The organism is Clostridium sp. (assembly GCF_029258205.1).
Lineage (GTDB): Bacteria > Bacillota > Clostridia > Clostridiales > Clostridiaceae > Sarcina.
The window spans coordinates 1-21,497 of sequence record NZ_JARHZJ010000080.1 but is presented as its reverse complement, the minus strand read 5'-3'; the positions used below and the strand labels follow the sequence as shown (position 1 = coordinate 21,497).

General features: G+C 25.7%; 20 protein-coding genes. 1 reads left to right on the top strand and 19 read right to left on the bottom strand.

From position 1 onward, the window contains the following. Positions 1 to 145: 145 nt before the first annotated feature. From Q1J60_RS09830 to Q1J60_RS09790, 9 genes are all read right to left on the bottom strand, one after another. Positions 146 to 934 (bottom strand): HAD family hydrolase, encoded by a 789-nt coding sequence (locus Q1J60_RS09830; RefSeq protein WP_300261473.1) that lies wholly within the window; start codon positions 932 to 934, stop codon positions 146 to 148. Positions 935 to 1,050: 116 nt separating this feature from the next. Further along, entirely contained in the window at positions 1,051 to 1,815 is a 765-nt protein-coding gene (locus Q1J60_RS09825) for a DeoR/GlpR family DNA-binding transcription regulator (protein WP_300375481.1), read from the bottom strand. 169 nt (positions 1,816 to 1,984) lie between these two features. Then, positions 1,985 to 2,824: a zinc transporter ZupT gene (zupT, locus tag Q1J60_RS09820; RefSeq protein WP_283704074.1), complete on the bottom strand. Its 840-nt coding sequence runs from the start codon at positions 2,822 to 2,824 to the stop codon at positions 1,985 to 1,987. Between the two features lie 198 nt (positions 2,825 to 3,022). Then, positions 3,023 to 4,198: an AI-2E family transporter gene (locus Q1J60_RS09815; protein WP_300261469.1), complete on the bottom strand. Its 1,176-nt coding sequence runs from the start codon at positions 4,196 to 4,198 to the stop codon at positions 3,023 to 3,025. Between the two features lie 151 nt (positions 4,199 to 4,349). Further along, positions 4,350 to 5,354: a glycosyltransferase family 2 protein gene (locus Q1J60_RS09810; RefSeq protein ID WP_300261466.1), complete on the bottom strand. Its 1,005-nt coding sequence runs from the start codon at positions 5,352 to 5,354 to the stop codon at positions 4,350 to 4,352. Positions 5,355 to 5,408: 54 nt separating this feature from the next. Continuing rightward, positions 5,409 to 6,611 carry a DHHA1 domain-containing protein gene (locus tag Q1J60_RS09805; protein ID WP_300261463.1) on the bottom strand — a complete coding sequence of 401 codons (1,203 nt, stop codon included), beginning with the start codon at positions 6,609 to 6,611 and terminating at the stop codon, positions 5,409 to 5,411. Between the two features lie 220 nt (positions 6,612 to 6,831). Next, positions 6,832 to 8,244 carry a DUF4179 domain-containing protein gene (locus Q1J60_RS09800; protein WP_300261460.1) on the bottom strand — a complete coding sequence of 471 codons (1,413 nt, stop codon included), beginning with the start codon at positions 8,242 to 8,244 and terminating at the stop codon, positions 6,832 to 6,834. Positions 8,245 to 8,319: 75 nt separating this feature from the next. Then, positions 8,320 to 8,838: an RNA polymerase sigma factor gene (locus Q1J60_RS09795; RefSeq protein ID WP_300261457.1), complete on the bottom strand. Its 519-nt coding sequence runs from the start codon at positions 8,836 to 8,838 to the stop codon at positions 8,320 to 8,322. A gap of 224 nt (positions 8,839 to 9,062) precedes the next feature. Beyond that, complete coding sequence (locus Q1J60_RS09790) at positions 9,063 to 9,566, bottom strand: GNAT family N-acetyltransferase (RefSeq protein ID WP_300261455.1); 504 nt, start codon at positions 9,564 to 9,566, stop codon at positions 9,063 to 9,065. A 489-nt stretch (positions 9,567 to 10,055) separates the two neighbouring features. Here Q1J60_RS09790 and Q1J60_RS09785 point away from each other — a divergent pair, with 489 nt between their 5' ends. Beyond that, the gene (locus Q1J60_RS09785) at positions 10,056 to 11,198 is read left to right on the top strand and encodes an MGDG synthase family glycosyltransferase (RefSeq protein ID WP_300261452.1); all 1,143 of its coding nucleotides are present in this window, start codon (positions 10,056 to 10,058) and stop codon (positions 11,196 to 11,198) included. A gap of 577 nt (positions 11,199 to 11,775) precedes the next feature. Here Q1J60_RS09785 and Q1J60_RS09780 read toward each other — a convergent pair. From Q1J60_RS09780 to Q1J60_RS09735, 10 genes are all read right to left on the bottom strand, one after another. Next, positions 11,776 to 12,801, bottom strand: a complete 1,026-nt coding sequence (locus Q1J60_RS09780) for a phospholipase C (protein WP_300261449.1) — start codon at positions 12,799 to 12,801, stop codon at positions 11,776 to 11,778. A gap of 114 nt (positions 12,802 to 12,915) precedes the next feature. Beyond that, positions 12,916 to 14,094 (bottom strand): aminotransferase class I/II-fold pyridoxal phosphate-dependent enzyme, encoded by a 1,179-nt coding sequence (locus Q1J60_RS09775; protein ID WP_300261446.1) that lies wholly within the window; start codon positions 14,092 to 14,094, stop codon positions 12,916 to 12,918. Then, the gene (locus tag Q1J60_RS09770; protein WP_300261443.1) at positions 14,091 to 14,573 is read right to left on the bottom strand and encodes an Lrp/AsnC family transcriptional regulator; all 483 of its coding nucleotides are present in this window, start codon (positions 14,571 to 14,573) and stop codon (positions 14,091 to 14,093) included. Before Q1J60_RS09770 ends, Q1J60_RS09775 begins: the two co-directional genes overlap by 4 nt. A gap of 570 nt (positions 14,574 to 15,143) precedes the next feature. Further along, a complete protein-coding gene (bsh, locus tag Q1J60_RS09765) occupies positions 15,144 to 16,133 on the bottom strand; it encodes a choloylglycine hydrolase (protein ID WP_300261440.1) in 990 nt (329 codons plus the stop codon). Positions 16,134 to 16,246: 113 nt separating this feature from the next. Further along, positions 16,247 to 17,458 carry an ABC transporter permease gene (locus Q1J60_RS09760; protein WP_300261437.1) on the bottom strand — a complete coding sequence of 404 codons (1,212 nt, stop codon included), beginning with the start codon at positions 17,456 to 17,458 and terminating at the stop codon, positions 16,247 to 16,249. Between the two features lies 1 nt (position 17,459). Next, positions 17,460 to 18,350: an ABC transporter ATP-binding protein gene (locus Q1J60_RS09755; protein ID WP_300261435.1), complete on the bottom strand. Its 891-nt coding sequence runs from the start codon at positions 18,348 to 18,350 to the stop codon at positions 17,460 to 17,462. Between the two features lie 85 nt (positions 18,351 to 18,435). Then, positions 18,436 to 19,278 carry a hypothetical protein gene (locus Q1J60_RS09750; protein ID WP_300261433.1) on the bottom strand — a complete coding sequence of 281 codons (843 nt, stop codon included), beginning with the start codon at positions 19,276 to 19,278 and terminating at the stop codon, positions 18,436 to 18,438. 230 nt (positions 19,279 to 19,508) lie between these two features. Beyond that, positions 19,509 to 20,366, bottom strand: coding sequence for a permease prefix domain 1-containing protein (locus Q1J60_RS09745; protein ID WP_300261430.1), 858 nt, complete (start codon positions 20,364 to 20,366; stop codon positions 19,509 to 19,511). A gap of 1 nt (position 20,367) precedes the next feature. Then, positions 20,368 to 20,700 carry a PadR family transcriptional regulator gene (locus Q1J60_RS09740; protein ID WP_300261427.1) on the bottom strand — a complete coding sequence of 111 codons (333 nt, stop codon included), beginning with the start codon at positions 20,698 to 20,700 and terminating at the stop codon, positions 20,368 to 20,370. A 124-nt stretch (positions 20,701 to 20,824) separates the two neighbouring features. Next, positions 20,825 to 21,340: a hypothetical protein gene (locus Q1J60_RS09735; protein ID WP_300261425.1), complete on the bottom strand. Its 516-nt coding sequence runs from the start codon at positions 21,338 to 21,340 to the stop codon at positions 20,825 to 20,827. Positions 21,341 to 21,497 lie beyond the last annotated feature (157 nt).

Below are 21,497 nucleotides of genomic sequence, written 5' to 3'. Positions count from 1 at the left end.
AATAGTAGTAAACACTACTATTATTCTTAATTTTTAGATATAAAATGTATTATATTTTATATGCCAAATAGAAATGTCTACCTATAGAGTAAATACTATTAAAATTTAAAAAAAGAGTTGCTTTAATACAACTCTTTAATTAATTCTATAATCCTATAACTTCTTTTATTTGATGTATAACTCCATCTTCATCATTATTTTTATGAGTTATAAATCTTGAAACCTTCTTTAAATCTTCATGAGCATTTTCCATTGCATAACTATAATAAGCGCTTTCCATCATCTCTAAATCATTTAAATAATCTCCAAAAACCATAGTTTCTTTAAAGTCTATATCTAAAAGTTCTTGAATTTCTTTTATTGCAACTCCTTTATTAATTCCTCCAGCAGTTATATCTAACCATATATCTCCTGAAACAGTTACTTGAAGCTCATCTCTATACTTATCAAAATACTTATTGCTATTTTCTTCTGAACCATTAAAATCACACATAGTAACTTTTAAAACTGTATCATCAACTTTTTCTAAGTCATCTACTATCTCACATCTTTCGTAGTATTTTCTAACTTCTCCTAAAAATCTTTCATCACTATTTTCAACATATGCTGAATTCTTTCCACATAAAACCACATTTGAATTTTCTATAGTTCTTCCTATTCTTATAAGTTCATTAGCTAATTCTCTATCTAATCCATTAACAACAAGTTCTTTTCCTTTATAAACAACGAAAGTTCCATTTTCAGCAATAAATAGCATGTCCTCTTTTATATCATTAAATTCTTTAGCTAAAGTATAATATTGTCTTCCACTTGCAGCTGCAAAAAGTATATTTCTTTTCTTTAGCTCCTCAAATACATCATAGAATTCTGGACTTAACTCTTTCTTACTATTTAGTAATGTTCCGTCCATATCTGTTGCTATAAATTTTATCATATATATCTCCTCCTAAGTACAAGTATAAATTAATGTTAATTTTATGCTCAATTCTATATGTTTAATATAAATTCTAAAATAATCAAGGTATAAATTTAAATATAAAATATTAAATTCTAGTATATTATAGAAATATTTCTTTCTTTTAAAAGCTTTAAAATTTCTTCATTAGGCTTTTTATCACTTATTATAAAATCAATATCATCACATTTAGCAAATTCACAAATACCATCAATATAAAACTTTTCATTTTCAGCAACTAAATAAGTTTTTGAACTAGATTTAATTATAGCATTTTTCATACTAGCTTCTTCTAAGTTAAAGTTACTTATAAAGTCTTCTACTAAATTTATTCCTCCAACACCTACAAACGCCTTATGAAATCTATAGCTTTTAACATCTTCTATAGCTTTACTTCCTATAGTTCCTCCTAAGTTTTTATTATACATACCACCAATACAAATTACATCTATATATGGATGTGCTTCAAAAAGTATTGCTATCCTATTCATATTTGTCACTACAATTAAATGCTTTTTTGTGTTTAAAAGCATACTAGCAATTGAATAGTTCGTTGTTGATACATCTAAAAATATAAAATCTCCATCTTTAATTTCATTTAATGCTAATTTTGCTATAGTGTCCTTTTTATCTAAATTTTTCATTAATCTAGGCATTATATTATCATCATGAACAGTTTGTCTTTCTAATATTGCTCCACCATAAGTTCTTTTTAACAATCTTTCTTGTTCAAGTTTTTGTAGATCTTTTCTAATCATTCCTTCAGTAACATCAAATCTAACACTTAAATCTTTAACTAAAACTTTTCCGTCCCTTTTTAATATTCTTAAAATTTCTTCTAACCTTTCTTCCATAAACATTAAAGTATGCTCCTTTAAACTTAAATAGCTCCTTGTTCCTAATATTTTCATTATTATTTATTACTATTTATTATCATTTATTATTATATTATTTTATTTTTCAAAAATCAATAATGAATAAAAACCTCCGTTGAAATAGCTCTTTAAATCAACGAAGGTTTAAATTAATCTATATAAATAATAATAAACTAACTGCCATAACAACCATTCCTGCAATTAGACCATATATGGCCAAATGATGCTCCCCGTACTTTCTTGCTGTTGGCAATAATTCATCTAAAGATATAAAAACCATTATTCCAGCCACTGCTGATAATAATATTCCTAAAGTTATATCATTAAAAATATTTCTTAGTAAAGTATATCCTATTATTGCTCCTATTGGTTCTGACATACCTGATAAGAAAGAATATAAAAAAGCTTTCTTTTTATCTCCAGTAGCATAGAAAATAGGAACTGATACTGATATTCCTTCTGGTATGTTATGAATTGCTATAGCAATAGTTATTGGAATTGCTAAGCTTGCTCCTTCTAGTGCAGAAACAAAGGTAGCTAATCCTTCTGGGAAATTGTGTATGGCTATAGCTAAAGCCGTAACTATTCCTGTTCTCATAAGAGTTTTATCTTTAATATCTGCTTTGTCCTCTTTATTTTCACCCTTATATTCCTCAATTTCATTTTCCACTTCTTCAACACTTCTAACCTCATGAGGATTTTCTTCTTCAGGTACAAATTTATCTATTAAAGCAATTATTGCTATACCAGCAAAAAATGAAATAACAGTAATCCAATTTCCCTCCTTAATCCCCATAGCCCCAACAAGGGATTCCTTAGCTGTTTGAAACATTTCTATCATTGAAACATAAATCATAACTCCAGCAGAAAAACCTAAACTTACACACAAAAACTTTTTATTAGTCTTCTTTGCAAAAAAAGCTATGCAACTGCCTATTCCTGTAGCTAATCCCGCCAACAAAGTTAATAGAAAAGCCATAAGTACATTATTCATATTATCTCCTCCTTTCATAATTATTCCGTAATCAATTGATAATTATTTTCAATTATAAACTATAACTCTGCATTTGTCCACTTATTTAATTGCGCTCTCCCATAAAACCTTATTTAAGATACTATATGCAAAAAAATAAAAAGAAGGAATTATATCTACTTTATAATAAAGTCTTGATAAAATTCCTTCTTTTATTATTTATACGTGAATTTTTCCACTGTCTTCTATTTCTTCTTCATCTATTTTTATACCTTTTTTACTTAATCTCTTATTAGTAACACTTCCAAATACGCAGTATATAACAGCCGCTGTTGGGACTCCTACTAACATTCCAATAAATCCAAAGGCACTACCACCAATCATAATTGCAAGCATTACCCATAAGGATGATAATCCTACAGATCCTCCTACAACTCTTGGATAAATTAAATCTCCTTCAACTCTTTGAAGACATAATATAAATACAATAAACCAAAATGCCTTAATAGGATTTATTATAAATATTAAGAAGAATGATGGAATTGTTCCTATAAAAGCTCCTAAAATAGGAATTAAGCTTGTTGTACCAACGAGAACACTTATTAAAAACGCATATGGCATTCTTAATAATAACATTCCTAAAAAGCATAAAGTACCTATTATCAACGCTTCGGTACATTGGCCAATAATAAAGCCTGAAAATACTCTATTGGTAGTTCGTCCAATTTCTAATATTTTATCTGCTATATCTCCTCTAAGATATGCATATATAACTTTTTTTATTTGACATATTAATTTTTCTTTGCTTGAAAGCATATATATAGCTAATACAAAAGCTAAACAAAAATCAATAATGGCTGTTGTTACATCAACTGTTAAACCAACAAGGTATGATGCAAGTCCACCAAATAAATGAGTAACTGTTTTTAATATTTCTTGCCAAGTATTCATAACTTGATCCCAAACTTTACTTAAAAGCACTGTAGAATCAGCATAATTATTCATATTAACTTCAAATGACTTTAAATAACTAGGAATGCTTTCTGTAAGCTTAATTATACTTGAAGTTAGTTGAGGAACAACAAATAAAATTATAGCACTTATAGCTCCAACTAAAACTATTATTGTCACTGTAATAGCTAAAGGTCTCCTTGCGCTTCTAACCCATGATTTTTTGCTGTGTTCTAAATTTCCAAACAACTTTCTCTCAAAAAACTTCATAGGTATATTTAATACAAAAGCTATTGCTATACCTAAAATTAATGGTTTTACAAGACTTGTAATATAACCTACACCACCAAAAATTGTAGAGTATTTCATAAATACAAAAGCTAAAACTATAGCATAGGTAACAACTATTAGAGCACCTTTTAACTTTTTATCATTAAAAAACATATTTTCACTTCCTTATTTTAAGATATTTTTCATCTTTTCTAAAAAATAATTTTATTATTAATGAAAATAACTTACTTATACTTAAATATACCATATTGTTAATTTTTTGTTAATAATATTTTCTTTTATAATTAATAAAATATGTACTTCTCTATTTCCCTGTATTCTTTAAATATGTTTTTATAAATAAATTTGGAAAATATGCAGCCATCTTCATATAAGTGTACATGCTTCTTCCATATCTATTTGTTTTAATAGTTGCTTTTTTTAAGTACTTTTTAACACTTTTATTTTTAAGAATACTTAAAGTATCTTTCTTTGTCTTACTATTCAAATACCCCAATATTTGATACATAATATGTTCACTAGTAAATTCTTTTTCTATAACTTCTTTCAACTTTTTATCTAATTTATTTTCATCAATAAATTTAGCTACATCCTCCATTGATTCTACTACAGTTATATTTTTATATATGTCTGGATTATTAGTTAAAGAATCTTCTCTTTGACAATAAAATACTAAATTATCTTCTATACCTCTAACCTTCTTTGAACTTAAAAGTGATTTAAATATAAAATTTAAATCTTCTGCTCCATGAGCTCCCTCTAAAAATCTAAGATTATTTTTATTTAAGAACTCCTTATTGTAGATAATACTTCCAGTCCAAAGCCTTATTTTATTATCCCTATAAGCCCAAAATACTTCTTCACCTGATTTTATTTTTCCAAACTCAAAATTTTGAACTATATTGATATTTACACTATCATCTTCTTTTATCCTTTTATAATCAAAAAATACGATATCAGGTTCATTAAACATATTTCTTTCTAAAATCTGAACTAAATTATTCTCTGCAAAATCATCTGAATCTAAAAATAAAATATATTTTCCTCTTGAATAATTAATCCCAATATTTCTTGCAACACTCTGTCCCCTATTTTCTTCGCATCTAATTACTTTATGGTCTATTTCAAACTTTTCTAAACATGCTTCACTTACTTCGCAGGTATTATCTGTTGAACCATCATCAATAACTATTACTTCAAAATTATTTGATGTTTGTCTTGATAAAAACATAAGATTTTTTTCAATATATTTTTCTGAATTATATGTAGGAATTACTATACTTAAAAACTTATCACTAACTAATACCATCTCACTTCAACTCCATTGCAGTTTTTAAATTAAGTTTATCAATAATTTTAAAATTTAAATTAAAATATTTCTTATTTTATTAGTAGCATAATCAATTGCAACTTCTGTATTTCCATTATTTTTTCCTCCACCTTGAGCTGCAAATTGATTTCCACCACCTCTTCCATCAATTAAAGTTATGGTATCTTTTAATATATCACTAATATTAACTTTTTTGATATCTTTAGAACTATTAAAAATTAAATTTACTCTGTCTCCATTTTTAACTGCAAATAAAACTATTGCTTCATATTCTTCAGTTATTTTATTAGCTAACTTTCCTATATGCTTTGTATCCTCACCATCAAAAATTTCATTAACTAAATTTATTTTGCCTATTTTTTCTGATTTATTTAACATCTCTTTTATCTTATAATCGCCTATTTCAGCTTTAACTTTTCTGTTTTCATCTACAAGATTTCTATTACTTTCTAAAAGATTCTTAACAGCATTTAAAGTGTCACATTCTCCTGATTTTAGAAGCTTACATATCTCTCCTAAAATTTCATCCTTAGTGAAAAAATCAGATACTGCCCTATTTCCAGCTACATATTCTATCCTTGTAGCATTTTTATGCTTTTCCCATCTTCTTATCTTTATAACTTGAAGCTCTCTAGTATTTGTTGGATGAACTCCACAACAAGCATTTAAATCTAATCCTAAAATTTCAACAATTCTTATTTCTTCATCAGTTTTAGGCAATGCTCTTCTAGTTTTTACTTTCTTTAATTCTTTTTTGCTTGGAGCATAACTTTTTACTTCTAAATTCTCAAATATTAATCTATTTGCCTCTTTTTCAGCTTCTCTTATAGCTTTTTCATCTAAAAAACCTACAATATCCACTGTACTTATTTCTTTTCCTAAATGGAACCCACAAGTATTTGCACCAAATAAATCATAAAAACATCCAGAAAGTAAATGCTGTCCTAAATGTTGTTGCATTCCATCAAATCTTCTTTCCCAATCTAATTCACATTGTAAATTTTTAAATTTTTTAGGCTCTTTCTCAATAACATGATATACTTTTCCTTCTTCTTCATAAACTTCAATAACTTTAATTCCACCAATAAACCCCAAATCTCCTGGCTGTCCTCCTCCCCCTGGGAAAAAGGCTGTTTGATCTAAAAGAACATGGAATTTACCATCAATTTCTTTGACCTCAATTATTTCACCTTTAAACTCCTTCATATATTGATCTTCATAATAAAGTTTTATCATTTTATATAAACACCTCAATTGTTTTCTTAAATAATAAGAGCTTAAACTAAACTTTTATAAAAATTAGCTCTAAAATAAATTATATCATTTATTTATTAAATTAAAACTTGTAAATATTTACTAATTTTAAACTTCTAAACTAAAAATTAATAATTATATTATCTCATAAAATTATGAAAAGCCAGAGAATTTTAAAAACTCTCTGGCCTATTTAATAAAATTATTTTAAATCTATTTTAATACTCTCACCACATGGATCATAACTACTTCTGTCTGAAAATACAACGGTATAATTATTTCCTATTAATTCTTTAGGAAAATCTATATAGAACTCATTTCCACTTATATACTTAATATTCTCTGTATATCCCTCTTCTTTATTTCCTATAGGTTCAATTTTATCTCCAGTTTCATTATTTATAATATAACTAGGTGCTCCATATATTGAATAATTAGATTCATAATATAATCTCGTTCCCTTTTCAACACTTTCTATTTTTTTTATTTTAGAATAAATTTCTCCATTATCTAATTTAATCTCTGTTTCTCCATTTAAATTTAATTTTTCTTTAAATTCCTTAGGGAAAGTAACTTCATTAGAATCATCTTTCCTATTCATATCCTCTCTTTGAATATATGGAATTATAATTAAACTCTTACTATCATCATAGACATCTTTAAAATTATAACTATTGAATAACTTAGAATTTCCATTTTTATCAACATTTCCAATTCCAGTACCACTTTTTGAATATAAGTATCTTCCTTTATCATCAAAAACAACAAAACTTAAGGTGCTATAATCATGTAAATCTCTTGTTTCCGTAACTTGCAGAACTGTATTTATAGGTGTTTGTATTAATTTATTTAATTCTACACCCTGTAACTCATTCCCTAAATCTATGTTAAGATTTTGTTCTTTTATATTTTCTCTAACTAACTCATCACTTATAGGTATATTAAAATTCCAATTTCCCTCTACCTTAACATCCTCTGTAATATTCCCTAAACTGCTTATGTTTATGTTTAAATCAAAATTATTAGGAATTTTTATATCTCTTTCCAATATATTTTTCTTAAGATCTTCTAGAGCAAATCCTTCATTAGCTATAGAATAATCTTTAACACCAACATAGGTAAAGTCATCTACCTTTTCTCCTCTACCACCAAAACCTAAACTTATAAAATTATTATTTATTCCTAACTTAACATCTAATAAATCTATTCCATCTTCTAAGGGCTTATCTGATTGAATAGTATAAAAAACCTCTAAATCTAAGGTATCATAAACAATTTTATTTATTGTAACTCTATACCCATTACTTTCCTTAGTAATATTTAAATCTGAAGCATATTTATCATAATTTTCATATATTATACTGTCAAATCTCTCAAATATTTTTCCTAAAACAGGAATATTACGTGCATATGTTGGTATTGTTAATCCAAAAATAATAGTTCCTGCTATACAAGCTACACATATCCCTGAAACTTTTTTATAATTTCTTTTTCTCTTTCCTAAATTATTTATAGTATCATCTATTTTTTTATTTATTTCATCTGGAACTTTCATATTTTCCATTTTTAATCTATTTTTAATATCTTTATCAAATAAATCATCATTATTTTTCATTAATTAACCCTCCATAAAATAAGTTGATTAAAATTTAGTTTAATCTATTAAATTACTATTTTTAATGTAATTATGCTATATAAAATCTCTAAGTTTTTCTCTTGCCCTAGCTAGTCTTGACCTTACTGTTCCTTCTGCTATATTTAACATTTTTGATATTTCTTTAGTAGACATATCTTCTAAATAATATAATACTGTAGTTATTCTTAAATCCTCACTTAATGAATTAATTACAGATGTTAACTCAATATTTCCATAGTCATCACTATAAGACTCTTCATTTTCTAGCTTATCTAAAAATATAGTCTTTTTATTTCTCCTTAATATCAAATTGCACTCATTTATTAAAATCCTTATTATCCAAGTTTTAAAGAATTCATCCTTTTTTAAAGTTCCTATCTTCTCATAAGATTTTATTATTGTATTCTGAAGTGCATCTTCTATATCTTCCTTATTATTTAAAATTCCTCTAGCAACCCTATAGATACTTAATCTATTCTCATCTATAAGACTTAAAAAAGCATCCTTATCCCCTTTCTTTGCTTGAGAAACCATTGAAGTTTTTCTATGTTCTAAAAATGATAATAACTCCACAACTTCCCTCCTAAATTTTAATAACTTAGCTAAGCTTTATACTTATTAGATGGTTTAATTAATAAAAATGCTCCCTTAAAAATAATTTTTTATAATTATTAAACTTAAATCAATAAAAAAAGATAAAACTTACAAATATATTCTTATAATTACTGAAATCTACTAAGAATTTATAAGTTTTATCTTTATATTTTAATTAATTCATTTATATTATGTTATATATTCTAGTAATTTTGATAATACTGAAGTCTATATCTAAACTTTTCTAATTTATAGTTTCCATCCTTATCTAGTTCTTTAAGATTATATTTATGATTAAATCCCATCTTCTTATAAAAATCACAGGCTATAGTTGATGATTTAACTTCAATTCTTCTTGATCTTATATAATATTCATCCTTTTCTAAAGCTTCTATAATTTTTCTTCCTATTCCATTACCTTGAAATTCTGGTAGAACAAATATAGCTAATAATAAACTTTCATCTTCTTTGCCTAAAAAACTAGCTATTGCTCCACAACCAACTATTTTATTATTTAAAACTGCTACATACATGTGTGAGTTCTTTGCTATATCCAAAATTTTATTCTCATTATAATGAGAATAAATTTTTTTCATATGCTCTTCTGAATAATCTTTTATATTAATATCTAAAAAATTTCTTTCAATAAGCCTAGATACTTCTCCCTCTTCTTTTTCTTCAAATCTTCGTATTTTTAAATCATCCATTAAATAATTCACCTGACTTCCTAAATTAATAATTAGCTACAAAATATATCAATTGAGTTTTTTAACTTATTTTAAAATAATACTTCTTTTAGATTTATGTTATTTTTTAAATTGTCTCTAAATAAAAACTCTCTCTTAATATCTGCTTTAATGTAAAATTTATTCTTTTGGAATAAATTTACATTTTTTTCTCTTGTGATAAAATTCATTATACACCTATTTTCTTTATTGTAAACATTATGAAACTAATAGTTTCATGCTATAAATTAAGTATTCATGACAAATTCATTAACACATCTTATCAATGATAATAATTTATTTATTTAAAGCTATAGCAATAAAAATCTTTATAATATTTAAGGCTTAAATTTAACTTAATATCTTTATTATTCATTAAAATTCCATTTACATTTTTAATATTTTCTTAATCTACAAAGTTAATTTTTCTGCTAAAATTTATTAAAAAATACTAAAATAGGAGGGATCATTATGAAGTTTATACTTTTTTATACAAAAACTGGTGGTGGACATTTATCTGCTTGTAAATCCTTAGAGGAAAGTCTAAATTCAATGAACATACCTGTAGTAAGTTTAGACTCTCTAGAATTTGCAGGTCATCTTATATCTAAAGAAATATGTTCTGCTTATACTTATATAGTTAAATCTGTTCCTCAGCTATTTGGTGCTCTTTATAATGCTGGTGAAAAAATTAGTGACAATAATAAAAAATCTATAATATATAAGTTAAATTCTTTTTATGCCGACAATATATTAACAGTTTTAGAAGAAGAACAGCCAGATATAATAATATCAACTCATATATTTGCTACTCAAAGCCTTAGTTATTTAAAGCAAAAAAATAAATTAAAAGCTTTAACAGCATCAATAGTAACTGATTATACTTGTGCACCATTTTGGGAAGAAACTGATTTAGATTATTATTTCTTACCACATAAAGATTTAATAAAAGAATTTGAAGATAAAGGCTTAGACTCTTCAAAGCTAATAGCCTTTGGCTTACCTATTGATTCTAAATTTAAAGTAAAAACTCCCAAGGAAAAAGCTAAATTGAACTTAGGTCTTGAAAAAAACAAACCTCACATTTTAATAATGGGTGGAAGTATGGGAGCTGGATCAGTTAAAGAAACTACACTTTATATAAGTAAGCATATTAAAGAGTGTAATATAACCACTATATGTGGAAACAATAAAGAGTTATTTAAAGAAATATCTCAAATAGAAAAATCAAATCCTAAAGTTCATGTACTTCAATTTACTCATAAGATGAATGAACTTATGGATTCTGCCGATATTTTAATAACTAAACCAGGTGGCTTAACATCTACAGAAGCCATGAATAAGTCACTTCCTATAATAATGATTAATCCTATTCCAGGAGTTGAAAGTGCAAATTGCAACTTTTTTATGAAGCACAACTTAGGTATTAAATCTAACTCACTTCATGAAACTTTAAAAATTTGTGAAAAACTTATTTCTGATAAAAATTTTTATAAAAAAATAGTATCATCTCAAAAACTTAATTCTAATATAAATGCTGCAGATGATATATGTGAATTTTTAATAAATAAATACCATGAAATTCAATACCAGAGTTACAATAATAAGCTTTGACTCCTTAAAAAAATTATTGTAAACTTATAAATAAAATCTAAGGATACAGGTGGTTCTATTGGCATTTATTATTTTAGGAATATATATTTTTATAAATATAGTTTTACTTTATAGAACAAAAAAGATTAGAAAAGGTAAAAAGACCGTAACTATAAAAATAATGAGTCTTATTTCTATAATTATGTTCATATTGTCATTACTAATACTTTTATTTGGAGGTGTGTCTTATTTACATAATAAAAACATACTAAATTTAATAATATCAATTATTTATTTCTTTATTATAATTTTTATATCTTACAAATTAATATGTTTTTATGTAACTGAAGATACTATAATCTATGGGTATAATTACTATAAGTTTAAAGATATACAAAAAATAGAAATTCAAAAGGCTAAAAATAAATTTACTATAACAATATACATAAAAGGAGTCCCCCCATTATATTTTAAGCTAGATTATTTAAAGAAGAAAAAGCTTTTAAATGCTCTTGATGGTAAGGTTCTATGTATAAATTTATAAACAAAAGACTATCTAAACAAACTAAACCTTAATGTATTTAGATAGTCTTTCTTATTAACTTATTCCTAAATTTAAATTGTATAATTTTAATTTAGGTTCAACAAATCTTTCTACCTTAAGATTATAGTTGCAGAAATAATATAAAAATCTAGCTAACTGAATCTCAGCCATATTAAGTGCCCTAATAGCTGCTAAAGCTTGCTCTCTGGTATTATCCTTAAAGGCATCATGAATTAACTCTTTTGCATATTCTGAACTTTCATTACCTAAATATCTACAATAATCATCAAAATCAAGATTACTATTTTTATAATATATAGCTAAAACCTTTTTCTTATTATCTTCATTAAATATATTGTTACCTTCATCCTTTAATATGTAGGAAAAGATTTCTCCTTTGGTAGGTATTCCTTTTAAAAGAATATTTTCATCTTTATCCTTATTTTTATCTAATAAAAGAGTTATATCTTCATCTCCTTTTACCCAAGCTTGTGCTAAGTTTTCAAACCTACGATGATTAGAAAAACTTCCTTTTCCTATTTTATTTATATCAAATTTTTTTAATAAATTCATTATTTTTTCATTTGGACTAGCAATGTGATGAGTAACATGGTGTGGTTCACTCATATCAGCTAAATAGTGACAAGAATAACTTAAATACTTCATACATTTTCTTCTATTGCCTTTATCTCTATACTTTAAGGCTTTTCGTCCAAAAAAAATAAATTTACACATTGCTGTTTTACCTTTTCCAATTCTCCCAAAGTAATTATCCTTATCTTCACCATGATAAAAATGAAAAGAAAATAAAGTTAAGGCTGACCTAATCATTATATCTGGTTTTCTAGAGTATGATGGTCTAATCCAGCCTAAACTCTTGCTAACATTATAATTAAGCTCAAGTATATCCATACACCATTTAAGAGTCTTAGAAAATCCACTATTATTTAGGTATAAATTATTATCATTAATTACCATTCTATTTGCTTGCTCTAATAAAACATCATGAGTATTAGATTTTTTTAAAGATTTTCTCATAACTTTTGGCATTTTCTTTACTATCTTTTTCATATTATCCATGACTGTCACCTCCTATCTTAATACAATTATAGCACCAACTACAAAAAATATTTAACATTAAAAAAGGTAGTAAAGGTTAAATTTAAGCCTCTACTACCTATTAAAAAGATTTATCTATTTCCCTTGCATATTATTGCTTTCAACAAATCTTCTTATTCTCTTTATAGACTCCATTATATCCTCCATTGAAGCAGCATAACATGCTCTTATAAAACCTTCTCCACAATCTCCAAAAGCATTTCCTGGAACAGCTAGTACTTTCTCTTCAAGAAGAAGTTTTTCACAAAATTCATCTGAACTCATACCAGTTGACTTAATACATGGAAATACATATAAAGCTCCCAATGGTTCAAAGCAATCTAATCCCATACTTCTAAACCCCTCAACTAATACTCTTCTTCTTCTATTATATTCTCTTGCCATTTCTAAAACACTCTCATCACCATTTTTAAGAGCCTCAATAGCAGCATACTGAGCTGTTGTAGGTGAACACATTATTGCATATTGATGTATCTTTTTCATGGCATCTATTAAAACTTTGTTAGCACAAACATATCCTAATCTCCATCCAGTCATAGCATAAGCTTTAGAGAATCCATTTATTACTATAGTTTTTTCCTTTACCTCTTTGAAACTAGCTATTGAAACATGGTCCTCACCATAGGATAATTCTGCATATATTTCATCTGAAATAATTATTATATCTTTATCCTTTAAAACATCCACAATCTTTTCAAGCTCTTCTTTATTCATTATTGCTCCAGTAGGATTATTAGGGAATGGAATTATTACCACCTTGGTTTTTTTAGTTATAGCCTTTTCTAAAAGTTCTGGAGTTAATTTAAAATCATCCTCAGCTCTTAAATCTATTGTTTTAGCAGTTGCTCCTGTAAATGCTGTACATCCCTTATAAGCTACAAAGCTTGGCTCAGGTATTATAACTTCATCTCCAGGACCAACTAAAGCTCTAAGAGCTAAATCTATCCCTTCACTTCCTCCAACAGTAACAAGTATTTCATCCTTTGGATTATATCTAAGAGAAAATCTTCTATTTAAATACTTTGATATCTCTTCTCTTAATTCTATAAATCCTGCATTTGATGAATAGTGAGTATGTCCTTGCTCTAAAGAATAGATTCCTGCCTCTCTAACATTCCAAGGAGTTACAAAATCAGGCTCACCAACTCCTAAAGAAATAACATCCTCCATTTCATTTATTAAATCAAAATATTTTCTAATACCTGAAGGTGGCATATTTTTCACATTATCTAATATCATATTCTCTAGTATCATATAAATAACATCTCCCTATCATCTGTTTTCTTTTCCCTAAATATTGTTCCATGATCTTTATATTTTTTTAGTACAAAGTGAGTTGCTGTCCCTTTTACATATTCTTGAATTACAAGTTTATCTGAAACAAACATTGCCACTTCTTTCATTGTCTTTCCTTCTACAATAACAGTTAAATCAAATCCACCTGAAGACATTAGATAACAAGCTTTAACTTGTGGAAATTGATATATTCTCTCTGCAACCTTATCAAAACCAACACCTCTTTGAGGAGTTATTTGTACTTCTATTAAAGCTGTAACTGTCTCTCTTCCTGTATTCTCCCAATTTATAAGTGTAGTATATCCAGCTATTATACTTCTTTCTTCATAGTCTCTTATGGCCTCTCTAACCTCTTCAACTGTTTTTCCTGTCATAACTGCAATTTCCTGATCTGTATATCTACTGTTCTTTTCTAAAACTTCTAGAATTTCTTCCATGACACATTGCCCCCTTTGTTATTACTCATTTTATATTTAAACTATTTAATTGTTTTTATCATAATAAAAAAAGTTCCTTCATCCCTAAAAAGGGACGAAGAAACTACTTCGCGGTACCACCCTAATAAGTAAAATTACTTTTACTCACCTCAGTTAGAAATCTTTAATAGTATGAATAAAATTTAATAAAATTATTCCCTACTCATTACTAAATTTCTATCCTCTTTAACGGGAGGAAGTCGTCTTAATCTAATTAAAAGTTATGTATATCTTAATTTTAAAATATACTTACTAAATTACTCTATTTAACCTTTATTTCTCAACAAGAAACTCCAAGACTGCTTCAATTAAATTTTCTTACTAAATCTCACCAAACTTTAGCTCTCTGAAAAGTCCACCTAATTTACTCTTTCTCTTCACTGTTTTATAATTTTTTCGTTTTTTATAATTATATACACAAAATTTGATAAATTCAATATTTTTTTGTGAAAATTAATGTAAATTTGTTTTTTATAAAAAAATAAAAGATTGTATATAGATAAAATCTTATACAATCTCTTATGAAAAAACTTAATTTACATAATTAATATTTAAAGTTTCGTTGTATTTATATATTTTAATTTCATTTCCATCTAAGTTTTCTTTTTTCATGTCTATTGCATTAATTTGATTGTTTTCATAAGTATTATAATAATAAATACCTTTTTCTAAACACATGCAACTTGTATATTGAGTAACATCACTCTTTTCTTCTAAAGTTCTAATTGCTCCTTTTACCATAGCTACATTGTTTAGTATATGGTAAAAGTCACTTATTTCTATTGAATCTTTATCATTTTTCATCATTGCATCTCTTAAAAATACTGCTCTTAAGAATCTAGATGCTGGTGTAAAATCACCTGGTAATCCTAGTAAACCAGTTCCTTCTCCGAAAGCATTTAAAGATTGATCTAATAACTTTAATCCTGGAACTTGATTATATCTAAGACCTACATATTGATTTAAATTTTCTAACTGCCAATCAAAAGTAGGTGAATTAGTTAAAACCCCAACATTATTATCAAATACATTTAATTTTTCCTTTGTTTGCTCAACTACAATAGACTTTCCTTCTGAATCACTTATCATCCAGTGAAGAGTTGTATTTGGAACATGTTCATTAATAGGTATGTCCACTATGTTAGCATTTTTCAATGCTTCCTTTACTTCCTCAACTGAACTAAAGTTTGCTAAAACCCATAATAAAAAATCATATACTGGAATATTAGTCTTACCTTCTATATTCTCTTTAGAATAACTCGCATAAAATGGAAAATTTAATCCAGCACAGCCTAATCCTTTTTCATTTAATCCATCTGCAAATGTAGGATAGTTATCAAAAATAGCTCCCATTCCAAGAACAGCATATTTTGTTATTAATTCTCTATTATTTGATTTGTCTACACATTTAAAATTTCTAGGAATAAATATAATAGATTGATTAAATAAATATTCAAGATCCAAATTTCTTCCAAACAAATGTAATCCTTCTTTTGTTTCTAAAGTTAATGCTGTACACATAACTTATTCCTCCTAATTAAATTATTATATAAGTAAATAATACCATATATATTTTAAACTTTACATTGCGTTTAATCACTATATTCATAAGTTTTTAAATCTATTACTATTTTTTATTCTTTACCTCTTATAATTTTTATTAATGAAGCCTTCTTACCATAATGTAAAGTTCCTTTTTTATACAATTTACTACTAAAGAATCCAACTAAAATTATGAATCCAACATTAATAATAGTAGTTATTAATATTTCTATAAAAGTAACTTTTGATAAAACTACTCTCTCAAACATTATTAAGGGAGAGGCAAATGGTACATAACTAAACACCTTAGCTAAGGTTGACTCAATATTAAACATACAATTCATTGCAAGTAAGAAAACTCCAACAAAAACTAATGTAATTGCTCCCATTGATGAATTAACATCTTGAGCACTTGTAGCAAGAGAAGCTACTGCTGCATAAAGCATTGAAAAAGTTAAATATCCTAAAAGAAAATACACAATAAATGCAAATATTATACTAGCATTTAAATTTAATGAACTTAAAGCTTCTAAACTTATACCGGATGTTTTTAGCATTATTAATCCAGATCCTAAAATCACTGCTATCTGTGTAAGTCCTACAGCACAAACTCCTAAAACCTTTCCAAAGAAAAGTTCCATTGGCTTAGCCATAGTTATTAAAGTTTCCATTATTCTATTACTCTTTTCTTCTATAACTGAATTAGCTACCATAGATCCAAAAGTAATAGTTATCATATAAATTCCAAAAACAAGGGCATAAACTAAAATCATTCTTTCATGTGAAGCATTTCCTGTTTGAACTATATCAAGTTGAGCTGGAGTCATTATATTCTCATACTCTTCTTTGGTTATATTAAACTTCTCCATTGAAAACACAAATTTAGTATTATTTAAAATTGTATTTACCTTCTTCACTAAAGAATCTCCTGGTAGTTCGTTAACATACAACTTTCCTGATACCTCTTGACCTGTTGAAATTTCAAGTAAAGCTTTATAATCTGACTTTCCATTTTCTATTTCAGTTTTAACCTTATTAGTTTCTTCTAAATCTTTACTTAAAACAACTTTAAAATCATCATCATTTAAACTTTCTAAAGTATTAGAATCAAAAAATTTATCATTAGCTTCTGTGCTTATCATTATTAAATCTTTAGATCCATCTCTATTAAACAGTTCTACTATTTTATTAATATTAAAGAATCCTAGCATTACAATTAAAGTAATTATTGTTGATATTATAAGAGCTTTATTTCTAATAGTTTCTTTATATGTAAAACTAAAAATACTCCAGAACTTTTTCATACTAATCACCTAGCCTTTCTATGAAAATATCATTTAAGGATGGTCTTTCAAAATAAAATCCTCTTATATCTAAATCTGTATTAGTAATTTTTCTTAAAAGTTCTTTTCCCTTTTCTATATCTTTAAGGTTTACTCTATAACTTCCCTTTTTGAATTCTAAAGCATCAAAGCCTAATTCTTTTAAGAAATCTTGTAATCTTTCTTCTCCTTCAATTACAAGGGCTTTAATTCCATAATCTTCTTTTATCTTGTTAAGATTTCCTTGAAGTATTGTTTCTCCTTTTTTAAGCATTATTATATCATCACAAAACTCTTCCACATCAGCCATTCTGTGGCTACTAAAAATTAATGTTTTGCCTTTAGATAAAAGTTCTCTTATTACAGTTTTAAATAATTCTACATTTACAGGGTCTAATCCACTAAATGGTTCATCTAAAATTATAACTTCTGGATTATGCATTATTGCAACTATTAACTGTATCTTTTGTTTATTCCCTTTTGATAGAGTTTCAACCTTTTTATTTAGATATTCGCTTATTTCGAACTTTTCAAGCCAATACTCTATACTATTTAACGCATCTTTTTTCTTCATTCCATAAAGAGAACCAAAATGCATAAGTTGACTCTTAACTGTGTATTTAAGATATAATCCTCTCTCCTCTGGTAAATATCCAAAAGCATTTTCATCAAAACTTAATTTTTTATTATCTACCAAAACTTTTCCCGTATCACTTGGTAATATTCCAAGTAATATTCTTATTGCAGTAGTTTTTCCTGCTCCATTTCTTCCTAACAATCCTAAAGCCTTTCCCTTTTCAATAACAAAACTTAAATCTTTTAAAGCTTGTACCTCTCCAAAGGTTTTGCTTATATTTTGAGCCTCAACTCTCATTAAAAATCCCCCTTTTGTTTTAATAAACATATTAAAATTTACCGTTACATAAAATATTACCATTTTTTATACTATTTTTAAATATTTAATAAATTTTTATTTCATCATTAGTATTTTTATTAACAACAAAAAGCTCAAAATTATTAAAATCAATTAAATCTACATCATATAATAAGTCAACTATAAAAAATTCTACAAGCTTAGTATCCTTATTTATTTTATTCCATTCAATAACATCATCTACAGCCTTCCCATCAAGGACCATAATTTGTTTAATTTCATATATTTTACTAAAATCATTTGATTTTAATTTAATATTATAATTTTCATGAAAATTTTCTATCTCTTCATCTTCTAAGTTTTCAGTAAATAAATTTAAAATAGATCCAAATTCAAAATTTCCTAAATTACTAACAGTTAAATTTATATCATCTATTTTAATTTTTTTATTTAAACGTATATAATTTTCATTACTTAAATTAACAACTCCTTCTTTTTTAATCTCCTTAGTTCCATCAATATACTTTCCAGCTAAGGCATGTCTAATTTTCACTTTTTCTAAGGGCTTTTCTATTGCAGCAACAAAATCTATACTTATTTCTTCTTTAATTTTATTATCAATTACTTTTGATGAAATAATGTATGGTCCTAAACTATATGCACTATCATATTTAGTTATGAATGTAGATAAATTTGCTTCAGTTTCGCCTATATAAGAACCATCTTTTCTCCATATCTTATATTTAGTCAACAAATAATTATCATAAAGCTTAGAATACTCAATTTCAATGTTGTAATTATCAACCTCAAACTCATAAGGAAAACTTATAGTTTTATTTTCTTTAACTAAATCAGTAGAACTAATTCCCACAAATATAATTCCAATAATCACAAATACCCAAATTACTTTTTTATTAATTTTAACCATTTTCAACCTCCTTTTTTCTATTTTAGCATCTTAATAAATCCTATAAATACCAAAGAAAAAAAGTTAATACTTTATTCAAATTACGAATAAAGTATTAACTTATACTTTTATTTTCAACTTTTTAATTTTCTCTAATCTATTTTTATTGATATATAAAATTGCTAACACCTATTAGTATAACTTTTTTTAATTTTTTTTAATTTTTTCTTTTATAGAACTCTATTAAAAATTTAAATGTGTTTTTTAGCTATTGAATTATATAAAAAATAACCAAGTAAAACACCAATTATACTTATTAACCAATAATCTATTTCAATATAAATTACTGGTACAGAAATTAATCCAAAACTTAATATTAATTTTAATATAGGAACTATAAAATAAACTATAGAAGCTACCAATACACATCCAGCTATATTATTAAATTTTCCTTTTATAAATGCTGGATAAAATCCTAAAGGTATAAATAAAAGCAATCTAATAATTATCCATTTCATAAGATATCCTATAGTTATACCTTGATTCATTAATTCAATATAATTTTTAAAAGGAATTAAGTCTAATTGAAAATTAACACTTGAACTTCCTCCAACCTCTATAGGAAATATATACCACCCAACTAAAAATATAAAATAATTAGCAAATAAAAATTTATATAATTCCTTTTTCCAATCTATATCATATCTTACACCTTTTACTTTATAATATATTAAAACTCCTCCTCTAATTATTATATACATTGGAACAGCAATAATTATTAAAGCCAGTAATTTTATATAATCAAACCTCATAAATATTAAATGGCTAAAGAAAGCTATAAGTATTATTAATGAAATTCCAACTGTATACAGTAATGGTTTTACCCCTCTTTCCACTACGGTTTTTAGTTCTCCTCTAATTTCATTTATTTCTCCAAATCGTTCTAAAGCAATCTTAATGCTCTCTTTTTCACTGAACCCTTCTAATTTTAATTCTTCTACAGATTCTATTAAATGAGTTCTCATAGTTTCCTTTATCTCTTTATTTTCTTTTGAAATTCCATCAATATTCTTATATAAAGAATCAATATAATTATCTATATCTCTCATTTTATTCTCCCCCCAAAAAAATATTCATAATACTTTTTAGAAATTCCCATTCACTCTTTTTTTCCTTTAGATAATTAACTCCATTCTCTGTAATTTTAAAATATTTTCTTCTTCCACCACCACTTTTACAATCACCCCAGTATGATATTACAAGACCTAATTTTTCTAATCTTTTTAAAACAACATATAAGGTTCCATCTTTTACCTCAAAGGCTTCTTTACTGTTTTCTCTAATTAATTTTGAAATCTCATACCCATATAAATCTTTTTCTTGTAAAAGTGATAATATTATACTTTCCACATGTCCTTTTATAATCTCTTTATTAAGTTCCAATATTATCCCTCCCAATTATGATTATACCATAAAGTATTCTATACTATATAGTACTTTATGGTATAATTTATAAAAATATATAAAAAAAGCTGTGCTCCAAATAAGAGTACAACTTCTTTTTATATTAATTATTAACTATATCTGCTTTTAAACTTTTCTCTAACTTTCTAAGAGTTATTTTATGAAGATAATATCTGTACATTTGAATTATTTCCAAACTATTATATTGGCTTAATTCATCAATTATAGCATGATTATTCCCATTTAAAAGCAGTCCTAAAGAATATCTTAAATAAACATTACAATAAACCTCAAAATATATAAATTCATATTTATATTTTTCTTCATCATAATCATATTTTGGGTCATTACATAAAGACTTTGCTTCTTCTGATAAAATTGACCATATTCCTACAAAATCATTATAATCTTTTGGAAAGTTTTTTTTATTAAAAAACTCTTGGAGTTTTTCTTCTGCTATAGCTCTTAAACATTTTAAATATCTTACTTCACCATGTAAATTTTCTGATATTGATATTCTTAATCTTAATGACTCTCTTAAATCTCCTTGAATTTGCTCATCTGTCGCAGCTAAAATATTTTTTATTATTCTTTGTAAATTTTCAACTCTCTCTTCCATAAAAACCCTCTTTTAACCATTAATAAAATTTATATTTAACTTTTATATTCATTAATATATTAAAAATATAAAAGTTATAAGCTAATAAATAAAATGCTATTTAACTAAAAGTTTATAAAATTTATAGATTTTATATAGTTACTTAGAGTATATAAAT